Below are 12,458 nucleotides of genomic sequence, written 5' to 3'. Positions count from 1 at the left end.
GGTCTTAGGAGGCAGGCGGCCGCGAGGCCGCTGGTTCGGCTCGGGTTTCGCGGCCGCTGGCAGCCTGGGCGACGCTGGCCGGCGTATCGCGGTAAGGATCGAACCGACCGTATTTGATATAAGCGCGGCATTGATCGGGGCTGACAAAGTAAGGCGTGGCTTGTTGCGTAAAACACCGACAGCCTTCCGGCCGGCGGCGATCAACGACACAACCGGACAAACGCGGGAACGTGACCGGCCTGGCAAGGTCGGCAAACGCCGGCGCGGACTCGGGCACGTTCGCAAGCTTGGGGTTGTGTAGTCAAACTTGGCCAGGTCGTCACCGTCACGATGACCGGCTGATCGGAAAATGGCCATCCGCCGCCTGACCATCGCTTCCGGTGTTTCGTACACGTTCTGCACCTCGTTAAAGAACAACACGGCCTCGTCAGGCGCCCACTCATGCCAGGTTTCGCAAAATTAAAAACCATATCGAGGTTCGATCCTTGCTGAATGGAAGTTTGGCTAATTTATCGTGCCAGGTGACGATTATTCCGGATAGTAGGCAGAATCGGTGATTTGCGACCAATCCCAAGGGCAAATCACCGTAAAGACATCAATATCGATACCGATTTCTTGAAAGGCTTCGCATCCACGCTCAGAGCCTCCACCCAAAAAACTAACGCCTAATCGGGCGGACAGTTATCATGAGCGACCATCGCGATAAACGCGCCGCTTTGCCTCAATAATCGATCCATTGTGAATACACCTCAATTTTGTTCCCTGTCGTTAAAGCCGGCTCTGCTGGAAAACATCGAATCCCTGGGTTATACCCGCATGACAGCCATCCAGGCCGAAACTCTACCGCATATACTTGAAAACAAGGACGTCATCGCCCAGGCAAAAACAGGTAGCGGCAAGACCGCCGCGTTCGGCATTGGCTTGTTATCGCGACTGGATTCGAACAGTTTTAAAGTCCAGGCAATGGTGATTTGCCCTACGCGCGAGCTAGCCGATCAAGTTTGTAAGGAAATCCGCCAGCTGGCCCGCCTTACCCAAAACATCAAGGTACTCGTATTGTGTGGCGGAGCGCCGTTTACGACACAACGTGCCTCGCTGGAGCACGGCGCGCACGTGGTGGTCGGTACGCCGGGCCGCTTGTGGGAACATCTGCAAAAACACAGCTTACGGCTGGAGCACCTAAAAGTGTTGGTGCTGGACGAAGCCGACCGCATGCTGGACATGGGGTTCGCCGATATCATCACCGATGTGATTTCCCACGCGCCTAGCCACCGCCAAACCCTGTTGTTTTCGGCAACGTATTCAGAGGCCGTGCGAGCCTTGAGCCAACGCTTTCAGTTCAGACCGGTGTCCGTCAGTGTCGAAGTCAGCCACCGCGACAATGACATCGAACAGCGTTTTCACCGGATCGACAAGAACAAGCGGCTAAATGCCTTGGGTTATATGCTGGCCTATCATCGCCCCGAATCGACGGTGGTGTTTTGCAATACCAAACGCGAGTGCCAGGACGTAGCCGACACCTTGGCTCACTGCGGTTTTTCGGTACAAGCCCTACACGGCGACCTGGAGCAAAAGGATAGAGATCAGGTATTGGTGCGCTTCGCCAACAAAAGTTGCTCGATCTTGGTCGCCACAGACGTGGCGGCCAGGGGCTTGGATATTAAACATATGCAAGCGGTGATTAATTACGAGCTGCCGTTCGATCCGGAAGTCTACGTGCATCGCATCGGTCGCACCGGCCGGGCCGGCGCCAAGGGGCTGGCGTTGAGTCTGGTCGGCGATGCCGAGTTAAACCGGGTCAAGGCCATCGAAGACTATATGAATGTCGGCGCGCGGTGGGACGAAGTCGCGCCGTTCCGACTCGACCGCGAGGAACGCTACGAGCCGCCAATGGTGACTTTGTGGATAGACGGCGGCCGCAAGGACAAGATGCGGCCCGGCGACATTCTGGGCGCCCTGACCGGCGCCGGCGGCATAGCCGGCGGCGAAGTCGGCAAAATCGACGTGTTCGATAAGCAGGCTTACGTCGCGATCAAACGCGACCGTGCCGACCTGGCATTGGCCTGTTTACGCAAAGGCAAGATCAAGGGCCATCGTTTTAACGTGCGCCTATCGCAATGGTAATCTGACACCGATCTTCATCCCGGCCTACCCTCGCGGCTTGACCGGCCGTACGATTGTGCTCGAAAACCGCGATTGGGTAACGCCAATTTTCCGTTTCATAAACTCGGCGGACGTGGTCTCGCCGAATACAAACGCCACCGGGCCAACAATTGAACATCCAATCGCCCGACGCCGTTGTTTCGGCGTTTGCTTTGCGATATGCTGCGGACCCAAGCAGTTTCGAGGCTTGCACTCGCCGTAGGCTTAGCCCTGGGATCGATACCGAACCACGACTAAACCCTTCGCCATACTCAAACATGGCGATATTCTCGTTTCCCGAATAATAACGGTAACTCGCGACAACACCCCAAAACCGGTGCCATCCAACCGAATAGGACAACCACATGACTCATTCCACAGCCGAGCTAGAAGAGCTGCTGATGCAGCGATCCCTCTCCGATCCGCAACTGTTGGCGGCGGCCGAGGCCGCCCCGGATTTTCGCATCCTGCCGGATGCCACCGTCATCAAAATCGGCGGCCAAAGCGTGATCGATCGCGGCCGCGCCGCCGTTTATCCGTTGGTGGACGAAATCGTCGCCGCCCGTAAACACCACAAGATGCTGATCGGCACCGGCGCGGGCACCCGAGCCCGCCATCTGTATTCGATCGCGGCCGGCGTCGGCCTGCCGGCCGGCGTACTTTCGCAACTCGGCGCCTCGGTTGCCGACCAAAATGCGGTGATGCTGGGACAACTGCTGGCGAAATACGGTATTTCAGCGGTTGACGGCGCCGGCCTGTCGGCGGTGCCTCTGTACTTGGCCGAGGTCAATGCCGTCGTGTTCAGCGGCATGCCGCCCTACAACTTGTGGATGCGCCCAGCCCCCGAAGGCGTGATTCCGCCCTACCGTACCGACGCCGGCTGCTTCCTGCTCGCCGAGCAATTCGGTTGCAAAGCCATGATTTACGTCAAGGACGAAAACGGTCTCTACACCGCGAATCCGAAGACCTCCAAGGACGCCACGTTCATCCCGAAGATTTCGGTGGACGAGATGAAGGCCAAGGGCTTGCACGACTCCATCCTCGAATTCCCGGTGCTCGACCTGTTGAAAACCGCGCGCCATATTCGCGAAATCCAGGTGGTCAACGGACTGGTCCCCGGCAACCTATCCCGCGCGCTCGCCGGCGAGCACGTCGGCACCATCATTACCGCGAGCTGAGAATACAACAATGGCTGAACATACCAATACCATCAAACACGTAGCTTCGCCGCTGGCCCGCCAGACCTTGCTGGACGGCGATCTTACCCGTCCGGTCGCCGGCAGGCGCCCTATCCGATTACTGCCTTGGCTGCAAGTCGTCAAGATCGGTGGCCGTTCCATCATGGATCGCGGCGCCGACGCCATTCTGCCCATTGTCGACGAATTGCGTAAAATCCTGCCCGAGCACCGCCTGCTGATCCTTACCGGAGCCGGAATCCGCGCCCGCCATTTATACGGTGTTGGACTGGATCTCGGTCTGCCGGTGGGTTCGCTCGCGCCGCTCGCCGCCAGCGAAGCGGGACAAAACGGCCACATTCTGGCTTCGTTATTGGCGCCGGACGGCGTATCCTACGTCGAACACCCGACCATCGCCAGTCAGCTGGCCATCCACCTCGCCGCCGCCCGAGCGGTGGTCGGCAGTGCCTTTCCGCCCTACCACCACCACGAGTTTCCAACCTCGCGGTTGCCGTATCATAGGGCCGATACCGGCGCCTTTTTACTGGCCGACGCGCTTGGCGCGGCCGGCCTGACCATTGTCGAGGATGTGGATGGCGTCTACACTGCCGACCCCAAGGCCGACGGCGAGCAAGCGCAGTGGATTCGCGAAACCAGCGCCGCCGAATTGGCCCAGCAGGCAGGCCCTCTGCCCTTCGATCCGGCCCTGCTCGAAGTGATGGCGACCGCGCGGCACCTGGAACACATTCAGATCGTGAATGGCCTGGTGCCGGGCCGACTGACCGCCGCGTTGCGCGGCGAACACGTCGGCACCATCATTCATAGCGGCGCGAACCCGCGTTAAAGTCGCATTCGGCGATTCCACCTTGCGGAGAAACGCTCGTTCATACCAGCCGGGCAAGCTTGCCCGGCCAACCTTGCCAGCCACCCCCACTGATTCCGATACAGTCAGCCGTATTTTGAACGCCGGAGATCGGCCATCAACGGACCGTCGTCACATTTGATTTGCCCTCAGCAAATCTAAAGAAATTCCGCCAAAGCGGTCATTCCAACGCAAGAACAGGGTTGCGCAATATAAATCGTCGTTTCCAAAATACTATTGCCGCAAATTTAAAAAAACACTTAAAAATTTCTTGCACTAAATACAAATGTCACATATTCCTGATATAGTCCGCGCAGATTCTACCTATTTGGAACGTTAGCGGGAATTGAAGTTGACCGATTACATTGAGCTATAGTGCCTTATATTAACTTTGAGAAAACTAAATGTGCAATAATTTATGTAAGATAGCATTTGCAATGCTTTTTATGTTTCTTACAATCAACATAGCTGTAGCTGATGATTTTGATAAAGCTGCTGAGGCGTTATCCCGCAATGATTTTGATACAGCACTTCGATTATGGCGACCATTAGCGGAAAAAGGTGAAAAACGAGCTCAGAGTAAATTAGGTACTATGTATAGCAAAGGATTAGGTGTTGATCAGGATTTTAAAGAAGCGATAAAATGGTATCGTTTAGCAGTCGATCAAGGTTATGCTGACGCACAGTATAATCTTGGCTATTTGTATTTAAAAGGCAAAGGAGTCAGCCAAGATTACAAAGAGGCCGTAGAATTATTTCTAGCAGCAGCTAACCAAAATCACCAGGCGGCGCAATACAACATAGGTCGTTTATTATTAGAGGCTCAAAGAGAGGAAGAAGCCGAAAAATGGTTTCGTTTGGCGGCAACTCAAGGGTTTAAAGAGGCACAAAATGACCTTGGAAATCTTTTTTTCAACGGAGAAGGTATTAAAAAAGATTACAAAGAAGCAGCCAATTGGTATCAATTGGCTGCTGAGCAAGGGGATGCATCATCTCAACATGCACTAGGCTATATGTATAACGAAGGACTTGGAGTAACTAAAAATCCTTTAGAAGCTGAAAAATGGTTTCAATTAGCTGAAAAACAAGGGTTAAATTATTCGCGAACGCCATTCCCGGCTCCTAATACTCCAGGTTTGGTTTTAACTGCAGAAAAAAGACCCGTTCTTCATATTGATAAAAGTAGTTTGAATTCACAATCGGAAGCTGGTTTTGATGATAAGGATACAGCCGTCAAACATGATGGCAATCCTGTTAAATATTGATCTTTTCTTTACTCATCACCCGGAAAATACCCATGACTCAATTCAAGGCACTCATTTCAATCATAGTGTTAATGAATATTGTTTTGTCAGGTTGTCAAACCTCTTAGCAAAAAAACCAACCTATCGCTGATACACCCGATCCTGATATTGTAGGACCGTAGGGTGGATAAGCAAAGCGCCATCCACCTATTTAAAATTCTTCTATTTCATGGTGGATGACGCTCCGCTTATCCACCCTACAATTTTCATTATTTGAATGGCCGCTTTAAATTTCAAACCGGCATTCAAGATTAAATGCATCAATTTCCGCTTTGGGTCGATTCCGGCATTTCACCACTTCCACGAACGGTCGCCAAACATTGGCGCGATCTTATCGGAATCGATGGCTTGGTTTGCGTCGGAACCGATGGCGGTTTTTCAAGAGGTGGGTTGGCGTTGCCAGTGATAAACACGCGCTCGCCGCGCTCAAGGATGAGCGATGACCAGCAAGGTATCGGCTCTGGCGAGCGCGCAACTCAAGCATTGTTCCATCGTCTCCGGATCGAGCGCCGCGAAACTCTCGTCCAATACCGTCAACGCGGTGTTCCGCAGCAACGCGCGCGCCAGGAAAATCCGGCTCCGTTCGCCGTGGGAAAGTTGCCAACCGGTTTCGCCGACCCGCTGATGAATACCGGACGGCATGCGTTGCAACAAGGGCGCCAGCCCCAACGCGACACACAATTCCTCGGCCTCCAGAAGATCCGGCTTGTCGGCCGGCCAATGACGGCCCATCAGTAGGTTGAAAGCCAACGTGCCGGTCAGGATGTGGTTCTCGTGAAATTGCGGCGCCTCGCCGGCCAGCTTGTGCCAGTTATCACCCAAGGTATATCGGTCCAAGCCGTTCAGTAGCAACAATCCGGACTCCGGTTGGCGTAATCCGACCAGCAAGGCCGCCAAGGTCGATTTTCCACCGCCGGAAGGACCTTCGAGCAAGCAGCGTTCGCCGCGCCGAATCGTCAGATCGACACCGCGTAAGACCGGCTCGCCGCCTGATCTATACCGATAGCTCAAATCGCTGGCATCCACCAGTTTGCCAGAGCCGGAGGCACCGACTGCGCCGCGCAAATCGGCGGCCGATAAAAACGGCTGGCTGGGCGGCTCTCGATAGGCAGCATGAAACAAAACCGCCACCTGTTGCCAGGCAATAAAGGCCCTGGCAAGCACCGCCAAGCCGGTTGCGACGTTCGAGAAAGCCCGGCCGGCCAATAAAATGCCGCCCAAACTGATCGCCAAACCGATCGATGCGGTATCGCCGCTGACGAAAGCCGGCGACAGACTCAGCAAGGCCAGCACCAGCCAGCCCCTTGCCAGCGAGCCGATCAGCGGTATTAGCGCGGCGTCGGTTTCGCTGGCGCTAAGCAAATAGTCGTTGAGCAGGCTGTCATCGTCGGCATCGCGGCGTTCGGGTGATTCCTGGGCCAGACAGGTACGATGACCGACCATGCGCTCGACCAACTGCTCGGTCATGGTCATCCGCTGAAAGGTGGTGTGTTTCAGCCGGCGCAGATAGCGTCCGGTCAGCCACAAGGCCAAAACCGTCCAGCCGGCCAGCATCAACAAGTGGCCGAAGCCTGCGACGCCGGCGCTCAAGATCCATGCGGCGAACAGCCACTCGACCAGGCCGATCAACGTCGAAAAGCCGCCGTTCAGCGACAAGGACTCCAAGGCCTGCGATTCCATGACCCTTCCCAGCAATTGTCCGCTACCCTGCTGTTTGACCGCTTCCAGATCCAAACGCAACGCACCGGCCAGCATGCGCTTCTTCAGCAAAATTCCAACGTCCAATGCAAAGCCGGCGTCGAGCCAGCCGCTGATCCAATGCAGCGGAATTAGCGAGAACACCGCCAAACCCCAAGCCGACAGCCAACCGAAATCCAGCCGACCGTTCAACGCCGCTGCGCCAATCAAACGCCAGCCGGCAATTTCCAGCGCATAGACCACCGCTAGCGCGACCAGCAAGCCCAATGCCCGTCTCGGCAAACCCGATTCGGCCAATTGGCGGCGCAGATTGGCCGTCGCCGGCTGACGCAACAACCAGCAGTTTTCAATCTTTTGGGTTGCCAGGCGCTGGTCCAGTAGCAATGCCTTTACAGCCTTCCGCCGTCGTTCCGGCACGTCGGCTAAGGCCAGCAAGCCTTCGATTTCCGCTTGCAACGGCGCTTCGAAATCCGCACACAACGCATTGCGCAAACCGGCAACCGAGCACGTCGACCATTGTAAATCCGGCCCCAACACTTGCAGACCGCCAAAGCGCGACCGCAATAAAAACAGGCAGCGCGCTTCACCGGCAATATCGATTTGTAAGATAGCCGGCCCGATGTCGCGCAACCACTCAGCGACCTGGGGAACGAAACTCTCGATCGGTTCGGCTTCCAAACCCAAGCGTTCGCCGGCCCACTCGATCCAAGTTCCGAGCTCGGCCCGGTGCTGCGGAGGTGAAGTAGCGGTGAGCTGATTCCGAGGGCCGGTGGCCAGTAAGTTGGCACCGCGCGCGAGTTGTTCGATACCCTCCCCCAATCGGGCGAGCGGCCAACTCAGCGCGGCAATTGACGAACTCACGCCGAGCTCCCGGCCCGATCGCTCAACAAGCGCCGGTTAGCTATCGCCAAACGCCGCCAATGCTTGCCTTGCCAAAGCCGATCGCGCAGACGGCGTTCGCTGTTCAACATCTCGCGATACCGGCTGTCTCGGCCGGCCAGGACCCTTGGCGCGGCGTCCTCGACGATGGCACCGTTTTCGACGACCAACACCCGCTCGAAACTCAGGGTTTCCTCGACATCGTGCGTTACGCATAACAACGTAGCGTCACGCCACCATTGTCTGGCTTCAAGCAGTAGTTGACGACGCTGAGCGCGGTCCATGCCGCGAAACGGCTCGTCCAGCAAGGCCAGCCGCACCTGGGTTTGCATCAACGCTCTGGCTAGCCGCACGCGCTGGCCTTCGCCGCCGGACAACAAGGCGCCGCTTTCGCCCAAGTGAGCCTGCAAGCCGGCCGGCAAGTTTTGCAACACCGGGCGCAAGGTCGCCGCGTCGATGGCCTCGCCTATCCGGCCGAATCCGCCATGCTGGACACCGAAAGTCAGGTTTTCCAAAAACGAACGGTTCCAAAGCTGCACGGCCGGGTCCAGCCAGGCGGTTTGCCGGCGCAACGCGGCAAGATACTTGCCGCTCAACGGCTTGCCGTCGACCAACAACCTGCCGGCCGCCAATCGGTGCCAGCCCAACAACAAACCGACCAAACTGGACTTACCGGCGCCGGAAGGACCGACTATCGCGATATGCTCGCCGGGAGCGATGCTTAAATCGACGTTCAGCAAGATATCGTGACCGGCCGCGACCACGTGGCCTTCGTTGATGCGGATGGCGGGCGGCCGCGTAAAGCCGCCTAGCCGATGCGTCCGAATTTTGTCGGGGCTCCGCTTGTTGATTCCGGGCTGCTCGCCCCCAAGTCTGGCGAAGGAAGGCCGGGATGCGTCCGCACTCCTCCGCGCCTTGCCAAATCGGCGTTTGCCCGGCCGGCCGACACCGTAAATGAAGTGTCCATCAAGCGAAATGCCCGATTCGTTACCCGAAAGCGCGCCGTCCGCCAAGCCGAAGGGCCAACCCAGGACCGAGTCGAAGCGCGTGCCCTGAGCGGAGCCGAAGGGGCTGCCCCCGCCGCTGTCGCTGCCGCTGCCGCCAATAACCTCACTCGCCGACTGCGGCCGCGAGCCGACCACGGCGTCGAGGGTATCGAACGACGGAGACACTTCCGTATCATCCGCTTCTTCCGGCGTGGCTAACGGTTCCAGCAAACGCAACAGACTATTGCGCTGGGCCGGATATTGATGCGCCAGCGTCGTCAATTTTTGACCCAGCGCCGGCAATTTCAAAGCCCAATATACCAACAACAAGTCAGAACCGGTGACGCTGCCGGTCCGAATAAAATGTTGGCACAGCATCACGCCGATCGCGCTCAAACTGGCCGCTCCCTGCACCGCTTCTATCGTCAACGCCGAACGAATTAAACCGCGACTGGCGAGCGCCCAATCCACCAACAGTCCTTCATGTTCGCGGCGCACCGCCGGTTCGGCTCGGTGAGTGCGTATAGGCACCAAGCCCAGCAAGGCGTCGAGATAAAAGCCGATCATTGCGCCGGTGTGATTGCGCACCCGTAAATCGCGCTCGTTCAACCAGGCTTGACCAATTAAAGGCACTGCCACCGCCAGCCCCGCGGCGAGCGCCACCCAAGCGAATCCGGCGCGATCCAGCAATAGAATGCCGATCAACGTCAAGCATAAGTCGCACAGGGTTTGCATGAATTGAATCGCCAAGCCCGGAATCTGCCGGGTTAGCGCAATGGCGTGGCTGCGTTCGGCCATGTCGGACACCGGCCGACTTTGAAAATAACGATCGGGTAAACGCGGCAGTTTACGCAGCAATGCCATACGCAGTTGAATTTCCAGATGCCGGCCGTAACGTAGTGTTTCCATCGCAATCGGCACTTCGATCGACAACAGCAACGTGACAAAGGCCAACAAGCTCAATAGCGCCCCCAGACGTTGTTCGGCGGCTTTCAGTTCCCAGGCAATATCGAACACGCCCCGGAACAACAAGGTCTCCAGCAGTACCGCGGCCACCGCCACGCTCAAGGCCCCCAGCAAGGCTAGCGGCGACAACAAGCCGTCGGCTTTCAACAAGTCGAAAACAGTTCGTTCCGGATTCACGGGGCGCTGGTTCAGCGCGGTTGTCAACTCGGCTTCCAGCGCATCTTGCACCGGCGGATCGGCTTCCAACGCGGGTTGCCGACCTCGGATTTGCAACAACACCGCGCCGTGCAGCAGCAATAGGGCTTCGTCGGTCCCCGCATCGTACGGCGCCACCGACCAATACGCCGCCGGAACGGTACGGTTTAAATCCTGGCTGGAAACCGCGCCGAGCACGGTCCTCAGCAAGCGAACCGCCACCGCGCCGGCACCGATACCGCCGACGGATTGCAGTGTGGACACCAACCGCAAACCGGCGTCCAATTTGGCGAAACCTAACCAATCGGGGTCTTGTTCCGCCTGGTCTATGATCGCATCGACCACTGCCCTTCCGGCCCTAAGCGCGGCCAGGCGCTGTCTGAGTGGATTCACAAACTCCGCGGAGGCGGCCCAAGCCCGCCAATTGTCCGCCGAAACCGGCAGTTTATGCTGCAATATCTCCTCGGCGAATGACTTGCAACGCAGCCAGCGCCGGCCCACCGCCGGGTCCATCACTTGCAGCCAATCGCCGTGCCGGCGCCAAACGACGACAAAGTGCGTCGATCCGTCTGCCCGGTGCGCCACGACCATCGCCGGCAAGACGGCGGCCTCGGACAAAAACACATGATCGACCGGCACCATCACTTGCTCTGCTTGCAGGCCCAAGCGATTGGCGACCAGTTCCAACATGTCGATCGAAGTGCCGTCCACATTAGTTTGGCAGGCTTCCCGCAAGCGCCCGTAACTGACCGGAATTCGAAACCCTTCGAGCAGAGATTTCAGCGCCGCCGGCCCGCAATCCATCGCCGAGGTTTGCACCACCTCCGGCACCAGCCAACACCGCTCGCCGAACCAACTCATGACTCGGGCGCACCAGCGGACGAACGCGGTTGGCGAATGCCGTCGTCAAACAATTGTCCGGCCTTGCGCAATACCAGTAGCGCCGGGCTGAGTTGTTCGATGACGACTTCGATGGAGCCCGGCAGACCGTGTTGCAACACGATGGCCGAGTTCGCCGCCTGCTCGGGCGCGAATTCGACCCGCACTCGGTTGTCGCGAATCTCCGAAGCAACGGTGCTCACTTTCGCCGCCAGCGTACCGAATTGCGCCCACGGAAATCCGTCCAGCCGCATCGTGGCGGCTTGGCCGGGCCGTATCCGTCCGATTACCGCCGCCGGCGGAAAATCGGCGACGATACGCAGTTCGCTGTGCGGCACCACCGAACCCAGCTTGTCGCCGATCGCCAAATAAGCGCCAACTTGCAACGGCGCGATATCGCCGATTTGCCCGGCGGCCGGCGCGCGGATCCGATGTTTTTCGATCTCTTCGCGTAAGCGGTCTATCGTGATGCGGCAGGTTGCCTGTTCGCCGCTCAATTTGGCGGCATCCTGTTTTAACTCTTCGATCTCGGCCAGTTTTTGGTGGGAATGGGTTTGCGCGTCCATTTGCAGGCGTTGAATGTCGGCGGACAGCGCGGAGCGGGCGGAACTGAGTTTTTGCACTTCGGTGCCGGCTCGGAGTGTATCGATCAAAGCGCCCTTGCCGGCTCCCTTCAACTCGCTCAAGCGCCGCTCGTAATCCTTGGCGAACGACACCGCCGCGTTGGCCTCGCGCTGCCGGGAGCGAGCGCTGTCGATAGCCGCCAACGCCGCTTGCTGGTCGTCCAGCCTGGACTGCTCCAATGCAGCGATTTGCTTATGCAACGCCTCTATTTGCGGCGGCAAGGCCGTCAATCTCGCCTGTTCTTCTTGCAAACGCAAGGTTTCACTGACCGTGTCCAATGTTGCCAACACCTGACCGGCCTCGACTTGCTGACCTAACGAAAAGTCGATCGAGACGATTTTGCCGGCGACCGGTGCAGCGATCGGATGTACCGAGCGATTGACCTCGAGACGGGCTTGCGAGCTGATCTCGTAAATTGTCAACCGCGCCATGCAAAACCAAAACAGCCAAGCCACCAGCAAAACGCCTGCCAGCGACCAGACGAGAATGGCATGCCGCGCGGAATCGCGCGCCAGGGAACGGGTGGTGCGAGAGAAACGGGTAGGCAAACGAATTCTCCTGTAACAGTCGTTGAATGCCCGGAGATTTCGAACGTTTTGCCGGCCCGACGCAATGAACTAATTCACAGCGGGGTAGGATTTGCTTGTGGTGTCGGTAAGGTTCTGTGCCGGCCGCGACCGCCGGCGCCATTCCCCCGGTTATTAAAGGTCCGCCGCTGCCGCGAGCTTACGGAGCGACTGAGCGGACA

At 57.7% G+C, this 12,458-nt stretch carries 8 protein-coding genes; 4 read left to right on the top strand and 4 right to left on the bottom strand.

Annotation, left to right across the window (positions count from 1 at the left end):
* Positions 1-4 precede the first annotated feature (4 nt).
* The gene (locus BJL95_RS07705) at positions 5-277 is read right to left on the bottom strand and encodes a hypothetical protein (RefSeq protein ID WP_071156810.1); all 273 of its coding nucleotides are present in this window, start codon (positions 275-277) and stop codon (positions 5-7) included.
* Between the two features lie 461 nt (positions 278-738).
* On the opposite strand from BJL95_RS07705, the gene dbpA reads away from it, so the two are divergent.
* The 4 genes from dbpA (at position 739) to BJL95_RS07685 (ending at position 5,444) form a co-directional block, all read left to right on the top strand.
* A complete protein-coding gene (dbpA, locus tag BJL95_RS07700; protein WP_071156808.1) occupies positions 739-2,124 on the top strand; it encodes an ATP-dependent RNA helicase DbpA in 1,386 nt (461 codons plus the stop codon).
* Between the two features lie 383 nt (positions 2,125-2,507).
* On the top strand, positions 2,508-3,320 hold the full coding sequence (locus tag BJL95_RS07695) for a uridine kinase (protein WP_071156806.1): 813 nt from the start codon (positions 2,508-2,510) through the stop codon (positions 3,318-3,320).
* 10 nt (positions 3,321-3,330) lie between these two features.
* Positions 3,331-4,161, top strand: a complete 831-nt coding sequence (locus BJL95_RS07690) for a molybdenum storage protein subunit alpha (RefSeq protein WP_071156804.1) — start codon at positions 3,331-3,333, stop codon at positions 4,159-4,161.
* Between the two features lie 422 nt (positions 4,162-4,583).
* The gene (locus tag BJL95_RS07685; protein ID WP_083385773.1) at positions 4,584-5,444 is read left to right on the top strand and encodes a tetratricopeptide repeat protein; all 861 of its coding nucleotides are present in this window, start codon (positions 4,584-4,586) and stop codon (positions 5,442-5,444) included.
* Positions 5,445-5,909: 465 nt separating this feature from the next.
* Here BJL95_RS07685 and BJL95_RS07675 read toward each other — a convergent pair whose 3' ends face one another.
* The 3 genes from BJL95_RS07675 to BJL95_RS07665 are packed head-to-tail and all read right to left on the bottom strand — an operon-like array spanning position 5,910 to position 12,258.
* A complete protein-coding gene (locus BJL95_RS07675; RefSeq protein ID WP_071156798.1) occupies positions 5,910-8,042 on the bottom strand; it encodes an ABC transporter ATP-binding protein in 2,133 nt (710 codons plus the stop codon).
* Positions 8,039-11,068 carry an ATP-binding cassette domain-containing protein gene (locus BJL95_RS07670; protein WP_071156796.1) on the bottom strand — a complete coding sequence of 1,010 codons (3,030 nt, stop codon included), beginning with the start codon at positions 11,066-11,068 and terminating at the stop codon, positions 8,039-8,041. Before BJL95_RS07670 ends, BJL95_RS07675 begins: the two co-directional genes overlap by 4 nt.
* A complete protein-coding gene (locus tag BJL95_RS07665; protein ID WP_071156794.1) occupies positions 11,065-12,258 on the bottom strand; it encodes an HlyD family secretion protein in 1,194 nt (397 codons plus the stop codon). The genes BJL95_RS07670 and BJL95_RS07665 overlap by 4 nt, the downstream gene beginning before the upstream one ends.
* Between the last annotated feature and the right edge of the window lie 200 nt (positions 12,259-12,458).

The organism is Methylomonas sp. LWB (assembly GCF_001856095.1).
Classification (GTDB): domain Bacteria; phylum Pseudomonadota; class Gammaproteobacteria; order Methylococcales; family Methylomonadaceae; genus Methylomonas; species Methylomonas koyamae_A.
Note: the sequence above shows the minus strand (reverse complement) of the source record. Positions and strands in the feature narration are given on the sequence as shown.